This is a genomic window from Prevotella histicola (genome assembly GCF_055385135.1).
The window spans coordinates 1506994-1525446 of sequence record NZ_AP043793.1; the positions used below are offsets into that span (position 1 = coordinate 1506994).

14 protein-coding genes are annotated in these 18453 nt (G+C 42.4%); 12 read left to right on the forward strand and 2 right to left on the reverse strand.

The features are described 5' to 3' along the window. Window positions 1-82 precede the first annotated feature (82 nt). From ACZ48L_RS06150 to ACZ48L_RS06200, 11 genes are all read left to right on the forward strand, one after another. A complete protein-coding gene (locus tag ACZ48L_RS06150; protein WP_025791271.1) occupies window positions 83-730 on the forward strand; it encodes a hypothetical protein in 648 nt (215 codons plus the stop codon). 47 nt (window positions 731-777) lie between these two features. Beyond that, window positions 778-2289 carry an RNA polymerase factor sigma-54 gene (gene rpoN, locus ACZ48L_RS06155; RefSeq protein ID WP_219491164.1) on the forward strand — a complete coding sequence of 504 codons (1512 nt, stop codon included), beginning with the start codon at window positions 778-780 and terminating at the stop codon, window positions 2287-2289. 4 nt (window positions 2290-2293) lie between these two features. Then, the gene (locus tag ACZ48L_RS06160; RefSeq protein WP_008823430.1) at window positions 2294-2911 is read left to right on the forward strand and encodes a phosphatase PAP2 family protein; all 618 of its coding nucleotides are present in this window, start codon (window positions 2294-2296) and stop codon (window positions 2909-2911) included. Between the two features lie 150 nt (window positions 2912-3061). Next, window positions 3062-3568: a 5-(carboxyamino)imidazole ribonucleotide mutase gene (purE, locus tag ACZ48L_RS06165; RefSeq protein WP_008823431.1), complete on the forward strand. Its 507-nt coding sequence runs from the start codon at window positions 3062-3064 to the stop codon at window positions 3566-3568. A 168-nt stretch (window positions 3569-3736) separates the two neighbouring features. After that, window positions 3737-5647, forward strand: coding sequence for a 4-hydroxy-3-methylbut-2-en-1-yl diphosphate synthase (locus ACZ48L_RS06170; protein ID WP_464721968.1), 1911 nt, complete (start codon window positions 3737-3739; stop codon window positions 5645-5647). A 632-nt stretch (window positions 5648-6279) separates the two neighbouring features. Further along, the gene (locus tag ACZ48L_RS06175) at window positions 6280-7338 is read left to right on the forward strand and encodes a sensor histidine kinase (protein WP_008823433.1); all 1059 of its coding nucleotides are present in this window, start codon (window positions 6280-6282) and stop codon (window positions 7336-7338) included. Beyond that, window positions 7335-7973: an NAD(P)H-binding protein gene (locus ACZ48L_RS06180; protein ID WP_025791272.1), complete on the forward strand. Its 639-nt coding sequence runs from the start codon at window positions 7335-7337 to the stop codon at window positions 7971-7973. Before ACZ48L_RS06175 ends, ACZ48L_RS06180 begins: the two co-directional genes overlap by 4 nt. 69 nt (window positions 7974-8042) lie before the next feature. Beyond that, a complete protein-coding gene (locus ACZ48L_RS06185; RefSeq protein WP_025791273.1) occupies window positions 8043-9032 on the forward strand; it encodes an aminodeoxychorismate synthase component I in 990 nt (329 codons plus the stop codon). After that, window positions 9016-9609, forward strand: coding sequence for an aminotransferase class IV (locus tag ACZ48L_RS06190; RefSeq protein ID WP_025791274.1), 594 nt, complete (start codon window positions 9016-9018; stop codon window positions 9607-9609). Before ACZ48L_RS06185 ends, ACZ48L_RS06190 begins: the two co-directional genes overlap by 17 nt. A gap of 102 nt (window positions 9610-9711) precedes the next feature. Then, window positions 9712-10209 (forward strand): RNA polymerase sigma factor, encoded by a 498-nt coding sequence (locus tag ACZ48L_RS06195; RefSeq protein ID WP_025791276.1) that lies wholly within the window; start codon window positions 9712-9714, stop codon window positions 10207-10209. Then, window positions 10193-10795 carry a hypothetical protein gene (locus tag ACZ48L_RS06200; RefSeq protein WP_025791277.1) on the forward strand — a complete coding sequence of 201 codons (603 nt, stop codon included), beginning with the start codon at window positions 10193-10195 and terminating at the stop codon, window positions 10793-10795. Before ACZ48L_RS06195 ends, ACZ48L_RS06200 begins: the two co-directional genes overlap by 17 nt. A gap of 702 nt (window positions 10796-11497) precedes the next feature. On the opposite strand, the gene mutS is transcribed toward ACZ48L_RS06200, so the two are convergent. Then, window positions 11498-14158, reverse strand: coding sequence for a DNA mismatch repair protein MutS (mutS, locus tag ACZ48L_RS06205; RefSeq protein WP_025791279.1), 2661 nt, complete (start codon window positions 14156-14158; stop codon window positions 11498-11500). 271 nt (window positions 14159-14429) lie between these two features. Here mutS and ACZ48L_RS06210 point away from each other — a divergent pair, with 271 nt between their 5' ends. After that, entirely contained in the window at window positions 14430-15878 is a 1449-nt protein-coding gene (locus ACZ48L_RS06210) for a hypothetical protein (RefSeq protein ID WP_052341937.1), read from the forward strand. Between the two features lie 347 nt (window positions 15879-16225). Here the strand turns inward: ACZ48L_RS06210 and ACZ48L_RS06215 are convergent, their stop codons facing one another. Further along, window positions 16226-18289, reverse strand: a complete 2064-nt coding sequence (locus tag ACZ48L_RS06215; RefSeq protein ID WP_025791282.1) for an Ig-like domain-containing protein — start codon at window positions 18287-18289, stop codon at window positions 16226-16228. Between the last annotated feature and the right edge of the window lie 164 nt (window positions 18290-18453).

Consider the following 18453-nt stretch of genomic DNA (forward strand, 5'->3'; position numbering starts at 1 on the left):
GACGTTACCAACCAATAATTATTTGCTTATTATCTTAAAAAGGTGTATCTTTGCGAGGAACAAAGATACACCTTTTTGACTTATGGCAACGCATCCTTTATGGTCTGACGATTACTGGTTACTGCTTCTTCAGCTCTATCTGAAGAAGCCAGAGGGTATGAAAGCACTGTATTCACGTGCTTTGGTCGACCTTAGTTTGGAACTTCATATACCACCAAAGAATCTCTATGAACAGCAATTTAAGCTGCGTCATCGTGATACACCCATCATAGAACTCATCTGGGATACCTATGCTGGGAATCCAAGAAAGCTGAACAAAGATGCAAAGAAGCTGCGTTCCATGGAGGGATTTGGCCAACCAAAGAAGTTCTATGATGGTGTTCAGGTTAAAGAAACCTTTGAGCGTGACTTCTCACCAATGGCAGATTATCCTGATCTGAAGCCCATTATGTTGGTCATGATACTTGACCTCTACTTCCGATTGACCCCCATCACAATGGCAGAAGAGACACCTGAAGTGCAGGATTTAGCCAAACTGATGAAGATAAAGCCACAGTTGGTGGTTGAAGTAATGGATGTATTCCAGTTCTGTGACCCTTATCTGAACCGTGATGACCTTATGATTTCATCGCTTTTATTGCCTTGTCAGGAGATATGGGACCGCTATGGGAATGATAATCCAGAGAAACTTTCATCCTTTGCAGCACAATTAAAGGAGTATTTCAGATGATTATCTTTGTTTTTTTTACTACTTTTGTAGCGTAATTCAGGTAAACAATGGCACAGGAACAAATACAGATTCAGACCCAAAAGCAACAACAAGTGCAGCGTCTTTCACAACAACAGATGTTGCAAGTGAAGCTGTTGGAGATGCCACTGACCGAACTTGAAGAGAGCGTCAATGCTGAATTGGATGATAATCCAGCGTTGGAAGCAGGCGGAGAAGAGGCAGATGACATAAACACAAACGACACACCAGAGTCTACAGAAGATGACTTTGATACGCAAAAGGAGCGCGAAGAGCGTCAGGATGCGCTTGATTCTGCCTTAGAACGTATGCGTTCGGATGATGATCTGCCCACTTACGACGCCAGACAACAGCATAATAACGCCGATTATGAGGAGATTGTCTACGGAGATACGACCTCTTTCATTGATAAACTCAATGAACAAGTGGGCGAAAGAGTGCTTACCGAACGTCAAAAAGAGATACTGGAGTATCTTATTGGTAGTTTAGATGATGACGGACTGTTGCGTAAAGACCTTGAAAGTATCAGTGATGAGTTAGCAATCTATCATGGCATTGATGCTACAACAAAGGAGTTGGAGGATGTTTTGAAGATTCTTCAGGACTTTGATCCTGCTGGAATAGGGGCAAGAAGTCTGCAGGAATGTTTGCTGTTACAGGTAGAACGTAAGGTGGAGAACGGTGAATGGGATCGTGATGGACAGTTCTATAAGTACATACATACCATCCTTACGCATTATTTTGACGCCTTTACAAAGAAGCATTGGACAAAGATTCAAGCTTCATTGTCCCTGACGGATGCACAAGTTGAGGCCCTTCAACGTGAGATTCGTAAGCTAAATCCAAAGCCGGGAGCGTCAATGGGTGAAACACAAGGGCGCAATGTGCAACAGATAACACCTGATTTTATCGTTGAAACAGATGATAATGGCACGGTAACGTTCAGTCTTAACCATGGTAATCTGCCCGAATTGCATGTCTCACCAGCCTTTAATGACATGCTCGCAGCCTACAAAGAGAACAAAGCTGGCATGAATAGGCAGGCAAAAGAAGCACTGCTTTATGCGAAAGAGAAGGTTGATAAGGCACAAGGATTCATCGAAGCGGTGAAGCAAAGACGCCATACACTGCAGGTAACGATGAAGGCTATCATCGATATTCAGCGTAAATTCTTCCAAGATGGAGATGAAGCTGACCTCAAACCGATGATTCTTAAGGATATAGCAGATCGTACAGGGCTTGACATATCGACCATTTCTCGTGTGAGTAACATCAAGTATGCGCAGACACGTTGGGGCACATTCCCTCTTCGTTTCTTCTTTTCTGATAGCTATACTACGGAAGATGGCGAGGAAATGTCAACCCGAAAGATCAAAGTTGCACTAAAAGAAGTTATACAAAAGGAGGACAAGAGCAAGCCATTGAGTGATGATGCACTTGCCAAAGTGATGAAGAAGAAGGGATTTCCGATAGCTCGTCGCACCGTAGCCAAGTATCGTGAACAACTCGGACTACCTGTTGCAAGGCTGAGAAAGGAATAAGAAGATGAAGGAAAAGGACATCATTTTAACGGCAAGAATAGTGAGTATGACCCTCACACCATTCTATCTGCCTGTTGTGGGGATACTTGCTATCTTCACATTCAGCTATCTTAGCATGTTCCCATGGCAAGCAAAACTGTCGTATGTATTGCTTGTTTATGCCTTTACAGTGCTTATTCCTACCCTACTTATCCATCTTTATCGCCAATATCATGGCTGGACTCCTATCCAATTAGGGCAACGTGAGAGACGAATGGTACCTTATGTGCTGTCCATTCTTTGCTATTTCACGTGCTATTATATCATGAGTCTGCTTCATTTACCTCACATGTTGACATCCATTCTCATGGTAGCTCTGATCATACAGATACTCTGTGCAGTTATCAATGTATGGTGGAAGATATCTACACACACTGCTGCTATAGGTGGAGTGACGGGCTCTTTGATAGCTTTCTCATTGTTATTCAATTTCAATCCGATGTGGTGGCTATGCCTGACGATTGTTGTTTCGGGCTTAGTAGGGTCTAGTAGGATGATTCTTAGGCAACATTCTTTGGAGCAAGTGACGGCAGGTTTCTTCCTTGGACTCGTCAGTTCGTTCCTCATAATCATCATTGTTTAGCCTGAAAAGAGCTGTTTGTATAAAGGAAATGACCTAACAATAGACGGTAAAGACAAAGAAATAAACAGATAAAAGGTACTGTTTCAGATTGAACACAAGGCCTTGACAAATATTAGAAACAAAGAAATATTCACATAATACGATATAGATATGAAGCCATTAGTAAGTATTATCATGGGTTCAACAAGCGATTTACCAGTAATGGAGAAGGCTTGTAAGTGGTTAGAACAGCAGGAAATTCCTTTCGAAGTGAATGCTCTTTCTGCTCATAGAACGCCAGATGCCGTTGAAACCTTTGCTAAAGAAGCCAAAGGAAGGGGTATAAAAGTCATTATTGCAGGCGCTGGTATGGCTGCAGCTTTGCCTGGTGTGATTGCTGCATCCACCTCTTTGCCAGTCATAGGGGTACCCATCAAGGGTATGCTTGATGGTCTTGACGCTATGCTTTCCATCATTCAGATGCCTCCAGGCATACCTGTTGCCACTGTAGGAGTCAATGGTGCACAGAACGCTGCAGTGCTTGCTGCAGAGATGATGGCGCTTGGTGATGAAGCTATTGCTCGTAAAGTAGATAACTGGAAAGCCTCTCTTGGTGCTAAAATAGAGAAGGCTAACAAGGAATTAGCAGATATAAAGGACTATAAGTTTAAGTGTTAGATTTGTTCTCAGAAGCCCTAGTCCGGGCAGAGAGAGCCTATAGTTCCGTGGCAGGGAAGGCTTACTATTGCCTTTCCTGCCTTTTTTCATTTAATCATCTTTGTCATTTCCTGCAGTATTCTGTAGTGAAGAAATGGCAGAGAAGCATTCATTATCACTCAAGAAACAATGATAGATTTATTTAATTTCCAAAGAAGGAAGACCTCTGTAACGCATGTTGGTGCACTTGATATTGGTGGAGACAACCCTGTTCGGGTACAATCAATGACCACAACGTCCACGGATGACACTGCAGGAAGTGTAGCACAGGCTGAGAGAATCATTGATGCTGGAGGAGAACTTGTGCGCCTTACGACACAAGGAAAGCGTGAGGCTGAGAACCTAAAGAATATAAATGCGCAACTACGTGCTGATGGATACATGGCACCACTGTGTGCTGACGTACACTTCAATGCCAATGTTGCCGATGTAGCAGCACTCTATGCAGAGAAGGTTCGCATCAATCCTGGCAACTATGTTGACCCTGCCCGCACCTTTAAGAAGCTGGAATATACGGATGAAGAGTATGCTCAGGAACTGCAAAAGATAGAAGATCGGCTTGTTCCTTTCATCAATATATGCAAGGAAAACCACACTGCTGTGCGCATAGGAGTGAACCATGGCAGTCTCTCTGACCGTATTCGCAATCGTTATGGTGATACTCCTGAGGGTATTGTGGAGAGCTGTATGGAGTTCTTACGTATCTTCCGGAAGTATCAATTCAATGATATTGTCATCTCCATCAAGTCATCCAACACCGTTGTTATGGTACAATCAGTGCGCCTATTGGTAGCTGAGATGGATAAAGAGGGGATGCATTACCCGCTACATCTGGGTGTTACAGAGGCTGGAGAAGGTGAAGACGGACGTATCAAGAGTGCTGTCGGCATCGGAGCATTGCTTGCTGACGGTATTGGTGACACCATTCGCGTGTCTTTAAGTGAGGAACCTGAATGTGAAATCCCCGTTGCTAAATACCTTACATGGTATATCCGGAGTCATGAGAAGCACCTTCTCATACCAGCAGAGCAGGCACCTGACTTTGATTACCTTCATCCTAAGCGACGCGAAACAGTTGCTGCTGGTAATATAGGTGGTGATAATGTTCCCGTAGTGATTGCTACTCGTAAGGCTGAACATGCGGCTGTTGATGTCTCATCGCCCGAACTTCCGAAGCCTGATTACATCTATGTGCAGGGTGAGTTACCAGAGAAGTTGGCAAAGAATCAGAAGTATATCCTCGATTATGATGCTTATATGGAGCTTGCCAATAGTGGTAAACGGGTTTTAGATGGTGTTTATCCCATCTTCCCTGTTACTGGAATGCCTTTCATTAGTTTGTTGAAAGCCGATGTGAAGTTCCTCGTTCTGAAGTATGGAACACCTTCTGAAGAGTTCTTGGCATGTCTGAAGACCCACCCCGAGGTGGTTGTTGTTTGTATGACAAGCCATCAAAACCGACTTGGAGACCAACGTGCTTTGGTTCATCAGCTGATGATTGCTGGTGTGAAGAACCCTGTTGTCTTTGCACAGATGTATCAACATTCATCGTCAGATACCAACACTTTCAAGGTGATTAGTCCTAAAGAGCAGTTACAATTAGAGGCTGCTGCCGACATGGGAGCGCTGATGATGGACGGACTGACAGATGGATTGTGGCTCATGAACAATGGGGACATAGCACTAGAAGACGTTGAACAGACCGCATTTGCTATTCTTCAGGCAGGCAGACTGCGCATGGTAAAGACTGAATACATCTCTTGTCCGGGCTGTGGTCGTACCCTTTATGATCTCCGAACCACCATTGCGCGCATCAAAGAAGCAACAAAAGGCATGACGGGATTGAAGGTTGGCATCATGGGATGTATCGTTAACGGACCGGGAGAGATGGCTGATGCCGACTATGGGTACGTTGGTGCCGGACCAAACAAGGTGAGTCTTTATCGCAAACAGGTGTGTGTTGAGCACAATATACCTGAAGAAGAGGCTGTTGAACACCTTCTTGCACTCATCAAAGCAGACCAGCAGGGAAAGCAATAAAGTAACAACAGAAAATAAGAAAACGGTCATCTGAAATGCAGTATAGCGTGTAGTTTGTAAAGATAAGTTCTATCTGCAAAATAAAAGACCATCTTTCGCATTCTAAAAGGGCACCTTTTGCATTGTAAAAGGTGCCCTTTTGATGTGTAAAAGACGCCCTTTTACAACGCAAAACATGCCCTTTTGAAAGCCTATCTGTAACCTCTTGTGTCACTGGTGGTTACAAATGGCAAAAACGGAGCATTTCTTTGAAAAGCAATCAATGGACTATTGAGAATCTGTAAGGATATTTCTGTGTTGTAATCTCTTTACTATTCAGTAGTCATACATAGCCTCCTATTTGTCATTTCATAGCATTAAAAGAAAAAATAGGACGATTTAAGACTATTCAGTCCACATCCTTTTATGTTACAATCCGCAACTTTATGTTCTCAAGTCAATGGCTTCATACGCTTGTATCACTTGTCTTGTAGAGTTTCTTAACATGCTAAAATATAGTTGTCAATTCATATAAAATACTGATAATATGCGGCTTATATAATAGTTAACAAAGTGCATCTGTAACTTTTAAAATCAAATATAAAATAGAAATAAACCTTGTATCTTTCCCCTGAAAAGACTATCTTTGCAGTATGAAGTTAGCTGAAAACATCAAGAAGCACTGCTTTAACCATCTCAATCTGTCCATCTTTGGAGCACAGATTGCTATATATGCCATGTTTGTGGCTATATGGGCGATGGTTACAATACTCCTTGAACATGACACGAATATAGCCATTGACTCTATAAGAGTTAATGCTACGGTGCTTTTTCTGCTGCTAGTAGAGTTCATGGTTAACTTCTATCTCCTTGTTCCCAAGCTCTATCTTCATCATGATAAACTGAAGAAAGGATTCTTCTGGGGTATTAATCTCATAATTGTTCTTCTATGGAACTGTTATATTATATCCCATCATAAGGAGTATTCTCTTGGAACCAGCTTGGGATTAGAGTTCTATCAGTCTGGGGTTATATGGTTGTTGCTGAATTATGCCATGATAGTTGCGGCAATTCTGATGCACTATTATATCAATAGAAGCAGACACCTGCGCTACATAAGAGAGCAGAAGCAACGAACAACTGAGGCAGAATTAGCATGGTTAAGGAACCAATTGAACCCTCATTTCCTCTTTAATACACTCAATAACATCTCTTCTCTCACGCAAATAGCCCCCCAACGGGCACAGAATGCTATTGGCGACCTGTCTGAAATACTGCGTTATGCCCTTTATGAGACGGAGGTTGAGGAGGTATTACTTGCTGATGAGGTGAAGTTTATACAGAATTATATCAAGCTAATGGCGCTACGTTGCAATCCAAACGTAGAGATAAAGACGCTTTTTGACATCCGTAATTCACAGAGACGCATTGCTCCTCTGCTCTTCCTTACACCCATTGAGAATGCTTTCAGGTGTGGTATAAGTACGGAACGCCCTTCTTTTATTCACATTTCCTTGACTGATAGTGAAGGAAAAATAGTCTTCCTTTGTGACAATAGCAACTATATGAAGAAACAAAATGACCAGGATGGGGTGGGTGTTGAGCTGGAAAATATGCACCATAGATTAGAACTTGTATACCAAAACAGATACCGTATAGAGCAAAAAACAGACAAAGAGTGGAATCACTTAAAGATTGTAATTGAACAATGAGAGCATTAATAATAGGAGCAACGGGTGCTGTTGGAAGAGATTTGGTACAGTTGCTCATCCATGATGATAGCTTTGAAGAGATCAATATCTTCGTAAGAAGAGACCCGAATATAAAGAACGAGAAAGTAAAAGTGCATGTTGTAGACTTCGATCACCCTGATAATTGGCGGTTACTCGTACAGGGAGACGTCGTATTCTCCTGTATGGGGACATCAAGAAGGGCTGCAGGATCAAAGGATGCACAGTATACTGTGGATTATACATACCAATATCAGTTTGCAAAGACGGCTGTTGAGCAGGGTGTTAAGGCTTATATACTTGTTTCTTCAGCAATGGCAAACCCTGATTCTCTTTTCTTTTATACACAAATGAAGGGTAAATTGGAGCGTGCAATCAACCAGTTACCATTCCAACAGATATCCATTTTACGTCCACCATCACTCATTCGGAAGGGTTCAACGCGGCTGAATGAGAAGATAGCTGTGGCTGTTTTGCAGTTCTTCAACCGTTTTGGACTCTTCATGAGTCAGCGTCCTATGAAGACAGAGACACTTGCAAAGAGCATGGTTAGCCTTGCAAAGAGTGGGAAAAGTGGGGTTTTTGAAACACAAGAGATCTTCTCCCTTGATGAATAATAACACGAAGCAGGGACGTACAGATGTGCTTCTCTGCCGCATCTGATGCTTCTTAAAGCAAACACACATATGATTTTATACAATCAGAAACACGCAATCCAGCGCATGAACACGCTGGCTAAAGAGGAAAAAGACTTTATTTTTATCATTAATTACAAAGGAGATGGAGCGTATGTGGAGGAGACTTCAGCTGTCGATCCGCATGAATTGTTGTATGCTTTCCCTACGATGAGCAACGTACCGACGGATGAAACTTATTCAAAAGTACCTGTTGAGTGGCACACACAACCACTAACAAGGGAAGAATATGAGCGAGAAATAACCCTTGTAAAGCGTCGGGAGAGGGAAGGTGATAGCTATTTAGCCAATCTAACATGCAAGGTTCCGATACAAACAAACCTCTCTTTGCATGATATCTTCATGCGTTCGAAGGCTTTATATCGGTGTTGGATGAAGGAAAAGTTCGTCTGTTTCTCACCAGAGATATTCGTTCGCATCACCGAACAAGGTGAGATCAGCTCCTATCCCATGAAGGGAACGATTGATGCAACACGTCCAAACGCAGAGAAAGAGTTGATGGATAACAAGAAAGAAGCGGCAGAGCATGCAACAATCGTTGACCTTATACGCAATGATCTCAGTATGATTGCGGATCACGTAAGGGTAAAACGTTATCGTTACGTGGACCATCTGACGACAAATAAAGGAGAAATTCTTCAGACAAGTTCGGAGATTACTGGACAACTCCCTACTGATTATCGTGAGAATATCGGTACACTTCTCTTCCGTTTACTCCCTGCTGGCTCAATAACGGGTGCTCCTAAGCCTCGTACAGTAGAGATAATTCATGAGGCTGAGGGCTATGAAAGAGGCTTCTATACGGGTGTTATGGGTTGTTATAGTAAAGGTTGTTTGGACAGTGCAGTGATGATTCGCTTCATTGATACCGATGATGCGGGGCACTTCTTCTATAAAGCTGGAGGTGGAATAACGGCACAAAGCAATAATGATGACGAATATAAAGAAGTGATTGAGAAGGTTTATGTGCCAATTTATTGAGACTATAAGAGTTAAAGATGGGCGTATCTTTAACCTCACTTACCATGAGGAACGGATGAACCGTACGCGAAAGAAAGTGTGGGGAAAGACTGATTGGTTAAAAATAACTGATGTCTGGAGTCCCGAAGAACTACCTTTGGAGTGCTCAAAGCTACGTTTTGTTTATGACGAAGCGGGCATACATGACCTTACTTGTACACCCTATACACGCAAGAAGATTCTCTCCTTGCGACTTGTTTATGATAATAATATCACTTATCCTTATAAGAGTGTGGACCGATCCATGCTCAATGAGCTAAAAAAACAGCAGGGTGATTGTGACGAAATACTTATTATTCGTGATAATCACCTCACAGATACTTCCTATACCAACGTCGCATTGTATGACGGGCAGCAATGGTTTACCCCCTCTACCCCACTCCTTCCCGGTACGATGCGGCAGAGTTTGCTTGACAAAGGAATACTTCAGGAGCGTGAGATACTTGTATCTGACATTCCACAATACCAGCAGATAAGCCTTTTTAATGCCATGATGGAGCTGGGAGAAGTGGTCCTTCCTGTCAAGAATATCCTATAGAAGTGGTCTGTTTTATCAATAAAACTTTTAAAAAAGTTCCTTTCCCATGTAGTTATCCATACCTTCCTTGCGTCTAACGGGTAACAATAATTTATCAAGAAGATGGACAATCCACAAAATGAACATGATTTCTCGCGCATTGTGAGAGAACATAAGAGCACGATTTACACCGTGTGTTACATGTTCTCGAAGGATGAAGATGAGGTGAATGACCTCTTTCAAGAGGTGCTGATAAACCTCTGGAAGGGATTAGAAAACTTCCGAGGCGATAGCGATATACGTACATGGATCTATCGCATCAGTCTGAACACCTGCATCTCATGTGACCGAAAGAAGCGAAAACGGAAGACGGTTCCACTCACAATGAGCATCAATCCTTTTACGGATAGTGATGAAGACAGTCGACAAGTGCAGCAACTCAATCGTCGTATCAGCCAGTTAGGCCCCTTTGATAGGGCTATCGTGCTGCTCTGGTTAGAGAATATGAGCTATGAAGAGATTGGAGAAATCGTCGGAATCAGTACCAAGAACGTGTCAGTAAGGCTCTATAGAATTAAGGAAAGACTAAAGAAAGGAAGTAACAATGGAGACAAAGAATAATGAATTGGAGGAGATGCGCCAGCAATTGGGTATCCTCAAAGAGAAAATAGATGGTCAGAAACTCATCAATGATAAGCTTATCAGGCAGTCAATGCTTAATAAGATGTCATTCATGAAGAAGTATACATGGGTATCATTCTTCTTGTTAGCCTATATTTACGTAGCTTTCTTCTCCCTCAGAGAACAGTTTAATATGTCTTGGTTGCTCTATATTGCCACCGTAATAATCATGACAGTAAACGTCCTTTTCGATGCTTATATCAACAGATTTAGCAAAGATCAGTTCTTGAACAATGACTTGATAGCAACATCAAAACGGATGGTTAGGATGAAGAAGCTACGCAAAAGATCTTTATTAATAGGCATAATCGGTATGTCAATATGGAGTCCTTGGTTCTTTACGGAGTTATATTATGGTGCAAGTTCCTCTAATGGGTTAGTTTCTCCAGACTATATGTGGGGGACAATTGTAGGAGGTTTAGTTGGACTTCTCGCTGGTGCATGCATTGGAATATGGATCTATCTCCGCATGCAGAGTATCAATTCGGATATCATTCAGGAGATTGAAGAGCTGACAAAGGAGTGAATCGCATAGAGAAAGCATAGGCTTTGCTATAGAAACGGGGGACATTAGAGTTTCAAAACTCTGATGTCCCCTTATTTTTTTCTTTGGTTTTGTCTTTGAATAGATGGGATAGTGTGCTTCTCATAACCATGTTGTAGAGGCGTAAGAGAGACTATTATTGCCTTGTATAAGCCCGTTTTTCCATCTTTCAGCCACTCTAATCCCCACCTGTATGGTACTTATGAAGGTTCTTCAGAGAGGCATTCGTACCCCTTAAATGGATGTTAGGCGTATGAAGCATACGAAGATTGGGGAGTAAGTAAATCTCTATTATTGTAAAATAAATTGTTATTTGATTTTTGAAAGGGCGTCTTTTGCATTCTAAAAGGTGCCCTTTTGCATGGTAAAAGATGCCCTTTTGCAGTGTAAAAGACGCCCTTTTACAACGCAAAACATGCCCTTTTAAAAGCCTGTTTGTAACTGTTTGGGTTTTAGAAGGTTACAAAGTCGTAAAAAGTTCATTTTCCTATGTGTAGTACTTCTTTGTGTTTTCACTTTTGTAAGGATGCTTTACCGTTGTTCATATCCTTGTCATCTGGTTCTCATCTTACAGTCTTTATCTGTTATAATCATGTCCTTCCTGTAAAAGAAAGCCCCGCTAATACTTGCAGATATATCAAGCCTTTGCAAGTATTAACGGGGTAATAGTGTCCTTATAAGGTCTTATCCCTTTAGTATTTTCTTAATGTCATTCAGCTTATTGAGCGCCTCAACAGGTGTAAGATTGTTCACATCGAGTCCTAATATCTCATCCCGGATCTGCGTAAGAACGGGGTCATCAAGTTGGAAGAAGGATAGTTGAACTCCTTCCCTGCTCTTGTCAAGATGTTCAACGGCAGCCTTCCCTACTCCACCTACCTGTGCATTGTCTGCTTCAAGTTCCTTTAATATAACGTTTGCACGCTTCACAATAGACCTTGGCATACCTGCAATTTCAGCTACATGGATACCAAATGAATGCTCACTGCCGCCCTGTTCCAGCTTACGCAGGAAGATAATCTTTCCCTCAACCTCCTTTACTGATACGTTATAGTTCTTGATTCGTGGGAAATTCTTCTCCATTTCGTTCAGTTCATGGTAGTGTGTTGCGAAGAGAGTACGTGCCTGTGCACGTGGATGTTCGTGTAGATACTCTACAATTGCCCATGCTATGCTGATGCCATCATACGTACTTGTGCCTCTTCCCAGCTCATCAAAGAGCACCAGAGAACGCGGTGTGACGTTGTTAAGGATGTTTGAAGCCTCCGTCATCTCTACCATAAAGGTTGATTCACCCAGTGAGATATTATCCGAAGCACCCACACGTGTGAAGATCTTATCTACCATTCCGATGCGTGCACGTTCTGCTGGTACGAAGCAACCTATCTGTGCCAGAAGGACGATAAGGGCTGTCTGACGAAGTAAAGCCGACTTACCAGCCATGTTAGGACCCGTTATCATCATGATTTGTTGCTTCTCTGTGTCGAGCAGAACATCATTCGGTACATACTGTTCTCCTATCGGTAGCTGTGTTTCAATCACTGCATGCCGCCCCTGTTTGATATCTATTACTTCCGAATCGTCTACCACTGGGCGCACGTAATGTTGCTGTTGTGACACCTTCATGAATGAAAGTAGACAGTCAAGGTGGGCAATAAGATTGGCATTTATTTGTATCTGAGGGATAAACTCCTGCATGTCTTGTATCAGTTCCATGAAGAGTTGTCCTTCCATAGCCAGTATTTTCTCGTCTGCACCGAGTATCTTTTCTTCGTATTCTTTCAACTCTGGCGTTATGTAACGTTCTGCTTGAGCCAGTGTTTGCTTGCGAATCCAGTCTTCAGGAACCCTGTCTTTAAAGGTGTTACGCACCTCTAAGTAATATCCAAAGACGTTATTGAAACCGATCTTCAGTGATGTAATACCCGTTTGTTCAACCTCTTTCTCCTGTATTTCCAGCAGGTATTGCTTGCCATTATCACGGATAGAGCGTAGTTCATCCAGCTCTTTGTTATATCCAGAGGCTATAACATCACCCTTATTGACAAGCTGTGGAGGGTCAGGTTGTATCTCTTTCTCTATTCTGTCACGCAGTGATTCACATAGATTCAGTTGTTCTCCAATACGTTTAAGAGGCTCACTCTTGGCATAAAGACATGCTGTTTTCACGGGTTGTATGGCCTTTAGGGCATTCTTTAGTTGCACAACTTCACGTGGAGAGACCCTCCCCACGGCAACTTTTGATATGATACGCTCTAAGTCACCGATACGGTGGAACTGCTCATCTATGGCTTCTCGGAAGTCAGGTTCACGGAAAAAGTAATCTACAACATCCAATCTCTCATTGATAGGCTTGACATCTTTCAATGGAAATACCATCCATCTGCGTAGCAAACGACCACCCATTGGGGTGGCAGTATTGTCAATTACATTCAGCAATGATGACCCATCTTCATTCATTGGAGCGATCAACTCTAAGGAACGGATGGTGAAACGGTCCATACGCACATACTTATCTTCCTCTATACGAGCAAGAGACGTAATGTGATTGATGTGTGTATGCTGTGTCAACTCTAGGTATTGCATGATGGCACCAGCCGCAATAACGCCATTCAATAGATGGTCAACACCGAAGCCTTTGAGGTTCTTTGTGCCGAAATGTTTCAATAGTTTCTGGCGTGCAGTCTGGTCAGTAAACACCCAATCGTCCATCTCGAACGTGCAGAGACGTGAGCCAAAGTAACGTTCAAAGTCCTGTTTTCTCGCCCGATCATAGAGAACTTCCTTTGGTTGAAAGTTCCCTAAGAGCTTCTCAACATAGTCGAATGAACCCTCACCTGTCAAGAATTCGCCTGTGGAAATGTCTAAAAAGCTGACCCCACAAGCCCCTTTACTGAAGTGAACAGCCGCAAGAAAGTTGTTTTCCTTGTAGTTTAGAACGTTGTCACTAAGTGCAACGCCTGGTGTAACGAGCTCTGTTATCCCTCGTTTCACCATCTTGTCCATTGCAGTCAGTCCCTTTTTGCCTTTTATAGCCTCACGTTTCTTCTTCGGATCCTCCAATTGATCGCAGATAGCTACGCGCTTTCCGGCACGGATAAGCTTAGGAAGATAGGTGTCAAGGGCGTGGTGTGGGAAGCCAGCCATCTCTGTTGAGCCACTGTTTCCCCCATTATTACGGCGTGTAAGGGTAATACCAAGGATCCTTGCAGCCTCTATGGCATCTTCAGCATACGTCTCATAGAAGTCGCCACAGCGGAAGAGCATTAACGCATCTGGGTGCTGTGCTTTCATTGAGAAGAACTGTTTCATCATCGGAGTCATTCCCTTATCGTCCTTTGCCATATCTTTTGCTTCCTTTAAAGTAGTTTCTTGCTTATCTTCTAAGACGTACAAAAGTACAAAAATAAGGATGAAAACACAAATTATTAATTGTCTTTGTGGAAATTCTATACCATTTACAACACTATGAAAGAATGCTTAATAATAATCAAAAGTAACTTTATTGGCATATGAATGTAATGGGTTTTTGTTATCTTTGCCACTTCTATACTATTTATGAACAATAAAAACATTGAATGTACACATGAGAAACTATAAGAAAAGTGTATTATTTATGACATTATTCACTCTGTTTTCTGTTCAGATATATGCTCAGGAATGGAAAGAAGTGAGTGTACCTGGAAGGATAACACATGTGCAACCCATGACAGGACTGGTGCTTTGGAAGGACCAGGCACGGCAGTTGAACAGTAAATATGGTCAGACTATCCAGCTGGAATTTGCTTATTTGTTGCCCAATAAAGTGGTAAAGGGATGTAAACAGGACGGAACGATACAGTATGATTGGGCTCCCTTTGAATCTTTACTCAATGATATTGCCTCTCGAAAGCACCAAGCTGTTATCCGAGTTAGGTATGAAAACCCTGATAATGATGAGGTTAATGCCTCTGTAAAGGGCTCTACGGCTGTTCCAGAATACATCAAGAAGCGTGGAGATTACCATGAAACATTCCATAAGAACGGTGATGGACCAACGTATTATGCTGATTGGAGGAATGCAGAACTCAAACGTTTCACGTTACAATTCTATACAGATCTTGCTGAAAGGTACGCTCATGACAGGCGTTTGGCTTTCTTAGAGACGGGATTTGGGCATTGGTCGGAATATCATATCTATGGAACTGAATATAAATTGGGTGTGAATTTCCCTGATATGGACTTTCAAACGCGGTTTATTCAGCACTTAAATAAGGTTCTGAACGGGCGAATAGAGTGGGGGATATCCATTGATGCAGCGAGTAAAGACCACTCTCCCGTGGGCAATAATGCTGCCTTGATGCAAGCAGGATTCGGACTCTTTGACGATAGTTTCATGTCGAGTACACATGAGATTGGTTCTGGTGATGGATATGGTGAGCAGAAATGGCAGCGCATTGCCTCTAACAATAGGTGGAAAAAGGACTTTGCTGGAGGTGAGATAGCTTATTCAAGCCGCAATGAACAGCAGAATTTTCTGAACCCGACGGGTATGTATGGACACACGTGGGAGGATATGGCTAAGAAGTATCACATAACTTTCATGCTTGCCAATAACGCCCCTGGCTCACGATATGCCCAACCAGCACGCTTCATGCAAGCCTCATTGGCAACGGGATATAGGTTTGCCATTAAGAAATGTGAGAGCAATGGGCGTGCTACAAGGGTTACGATTACCAACAAAGGGGTGGCGCCTTTTTATTATGATGCATGGCTTACGATAGGGGAGAAACGCTCTTCGGTGTCATTAAAGAACTTGTTACCAGGGGAGGAGAGGGTTGTTGAGATTCCTGATGTCACTACTTCTACGAAGCGTTTGACGATTGTCAGTGACCGTATTCTGCCTTCTCAGGAGATTGAATTTGAAGGTTTCACGGCTTCAAATGACCCTACAGGCATTGAGTCAGTTGAGGATTCAGGTAGTTCAGAGCAAGCTACTGCTTATACAATTGATGGAAAGAAGATAACAGATCCCTATTATAAAGGGCTTGTCATCAAGCGAGGAAGGAAGTACATGCAACGATAAAGCACTTCACCCCTTCATACATCATTTCGTATGAAGGGGTGAAGTGTTTATGGAGTATTAATGTTTGGGAATTCTTTTGTAAGTGGATTTATGTGTGCAAAATACCTTTACAAAAAAGATTACCAATGCCTTTAAGAATCAGAAGGATTCTGATAATTTTCAGTTTCGTAATGTTCAGATTCCCAGATGGTTATAGATGGCAAAGTAAAAGGTGCCCTTTTGGCTTTCAAAAGGGCACCTTTTACATGTCAAAAGACGCCCTTTTACCATGCAAAAGGGCGTCTTTTACAATGCAAAAGAGCATCTATTGTTTTCTGTTATATGATTTTTTATGACATAAAGGTAATCTAATGCTTCTTCTTTTTCTTCACCTTTACTTCCTCAACGTTCATTGGCATCTCAATACCAAGACTACGTGCACGTTCAATATTACGCTTTTTAGCCTTGCGTTGTGTCTCAGCTTTCTGCTTTGTTATGGCCCCCGGCTTCTGCAAATAGAGTGGGAGTAGGCGCGGATTCCATGTACCTTGTACGTCACGTTTAGCCTTACACTCTATGGATTTCGGGTAGTAATAAACGGCTTCAGGCTGCCGTTGTGTAGCATAGTCACCCGGATCCCACTTCCCATTGTCGTTTTCGTCTACGATAAGGCGTAGGTAATACGTGCCAGGTTTAACATAATAGAACGTTGCTCTACCGTCTTTTGCCGTCGTTTCTTTCGTTGGTTTGTCGCTTTCATTGAGCAGTTGGAGCAGACAGTTCTTACCTTCCATGTTTTGAAGGGTCATGACGAGCGTACTATACTCATCCATGGAAGGAATCTTAATTCCCTGTTTGTATTTCTTAGACACCTTCCCATAGATATCTGTGAAGGCTGCAGAGTCTATCTCAAAGCTGTATTCATGCCCTGGGTTCCACGTACTTACCAGCTTCATGGTGCGTGGTCTGCCCGGTTCAGAACCGAACTGATATTTGGCTCGATACCACATTGAGTCTATCTTTTCATAGAGATGTATCTTGCCAGTGTCTATCTTTTCTATAGGAGTTGGCAGCTCTATGGTTGGATTTTTGTCTGGATCCATCTGAGAAGGGACGTCGTATCTCACCTCTAATGGCGTCACAGGCATCTCGGTTTCGTATGCTCTTCCACGTTCCTTAGCCTTATCTTGCTTTTTTTTCCATTTGTCATACTCCTCTTTCTGGTGCTTCATACGTTTGGCATACGGCGTTTTTGCCAGTACTTCAAGCGTATCTGTCTGTGGAATAAGCTTGCCTAAGCTGTCCGACATGTTGTATGTCATTTGGAAATGGAGTGTATCCTGGTTGACCAGAGCTGTATCGCGTAGCCAGTAAGTGATGGTGTCTTGGTTCAGACTTGGCTCGATAATGAATGCGTCTTTGGCGTTGAAATTCAGTCCTTTTATCTGTGGAAGGTCAGCATCACCATAGCTAAAGAAGAGTGTAAAGTGGTTAGCATCCTTGCGTTCTGACTTCAAAAAGAATCGATTTGTTTGTGGTTCAGTGAATGCACTGAGTGTTACGTCATCCGGAAGGAAGTGAGTGTAGGGCACTTGTTTGATGTCTTTGATATGCAAAGAGTCTGTCCAAAGGGTGTCTTGACGTATGTCTGGCTTCCAGGAAGGCATGATGACCTCCGGCGTGAAGGCTATTTTCTCACTCTTTTGGTTAAACATATAATTGCCATCAGCATCCTGTAAGGCATAAATACGGTAGTCTCCTTTGGCTACACCACGAATGACAAAGCGTCCACGGCTATCTGTTCGTGATACACGTAGCATTGGTTCTTTCTCGAATGCAGTGTCACTCTGGTTGCTATAGAGTCCTACGAGGATGCCTTTTATGGGTTCAAGGTTCTCAGCTTCAAGCACATATCCTGATACTTCAAGCGTGTCTATGTGGTCACCTGTTGAGAAACTATAGGTGTAATTACCCATAGGATTCCCCTCATTGTTATCTGATATGGCATCAGAGAAGTCTATCGTGTAGGTTGTATTGGGCTTTAGTTTGTCTAATAATGTGACTGATATGTGCTTACCTTGTGCCTTTATCTCTGGTGTTTCTATCTGTGGTGGCGATACAACGACCTTCTCTGACGCGTTATCAAGCTTGACAAATTCATCAAAATAGATGTTTATTTTCTTGCTGTTTACGTCTGTTGCGCGTTCAGCTGGGGATGCTCCGATGACCTTTGGAGGTGTTTCGTCATACCAACCACCATCTGGTTCACCCATTCTAGCACATGAAATGAAAGTGAAAAGTAAGAGGATTAGAAGGTAAAGTGGTGAGAAACTTGTGGAAAAAGATGCCGAAAGGCAATGACAAACTTTAGCAAGAAAGTTGTCTTTTCCTGCTGTTTTCTTAGTGTAATATCTTTGTTTTACCTTCTTCATATTGATATCTTGCTTCTATTCTTTTATCTTCCAAATATCACTTCTTGCCCTTTTACTTTTTATTCTTTTGTCTTTCTCCGTTTCAAAGGGCTCTTTTAGTCTTTTACTCTTTTAGCTTTTTATCTTTCAAAGAGGCTTTTTATCTTTTTACTCTTTACTTTTTT

Excerpts from the sequence above, each read along its gene's own strand:
- ACZ48L_RS06150 (WP_025791271.1), top strand. The coding sequence starts at position 83 with ATGGCAACGCATCCTTTATGGTCTGACGATTACTGGTTACTGCTTCTT.
- ACZ48L_RS06160 (WP_008823430.1), top strand. The coding sequence starts at position 2,294 with ATGAAGGAAAAGGACATCATTTTAACGGCAAGAATAGTGAGTATGACC.
- rpoN (WP_219491164.1), top strand. The coding sequence starts at position 778 with ATGGCACAGGAACAAATACAGATTCAGACCCAAAAGCAACAACAAGTG.
- purE (WP_008823431.1), top strand. The coding sequence starts at position 3,062 with ATGAAGCCATTAGTAAGTATTATCATGGGTTCAACAAGCGATTTACCA.
- ACZ48L_RS06185 (WP_025791273.1), top strand. The coding sequence starts at position 8,043 with ATGATTTTATACAATCAGAAACACGCAATCCAGCGCATGAACACGCTG.
- ACZ48L_RS06180 (WP_025791272.1), top strand. The coding sequence starts at position 7,335 with ATGAGAGCATTAATAATAGGAGCAACGGGTGCTGTTGGAAGAGATTTG.
- ACZ48L_RS06210 (WP_052341937.1), top strand. The coding sequence starts at position 14,430 with ATGACATTATTCACTCTGTTTTCTGTTCAGATATATGCTCAGGAATGG.
- ACZ48L_RS06215 (WP_025791282.1), bottom strand. The coding sequence starts at position 18,289 with ATGAAGAAGGTAAAACAAAGATATTACACTAAGAAAACAGCAGGAAAA.
- mutS (WP_025791279.1), bottom strand. The coding sequence starts at position 14,158 with ATGGCAAAGGACGATAAGGGAATGACTCCGATGATGAAACAGTTCTTC.
- ACZ48L_RS06195 (WP_025791276.1), top strand. The coding sequence starts at position 9,712 with ATGGACAATCCACAAAATGAACATGATTTCTCGCGCATTGTGAGAGAA.
- ACZ48L_RS06200 (WP_025791277.1), top strand. The coding sequence starts at position 10,193 with ATGGAGACAAAGAATAATGAATTGGAGGAGATGCGCCAGCAATTGGGT.
- ACZ48L_RS06190 (WP_025791274.1), top strand. The coding sequence starts at position 9,016 with ATGTGCCAATTTATTGAGACTATAAGAGTTAAAGATGGGCGTATCTTT.
- ACZ48L_RS06170 (WP_464721968.1), top strand. The coding sequence starts at position 3,737 with ATGATAGATTTATTTAATTTCCAAAGAAGGAAGACCTCTGTAACGCAT.
- ACZ48L_RS06175 (WP_008823433.1), top strand. The coding sequence starts at position 6,280 with ATGAAGTTAGCTGAAAACATCAAGAAGCACTGCTTTAACCATCTCAAT.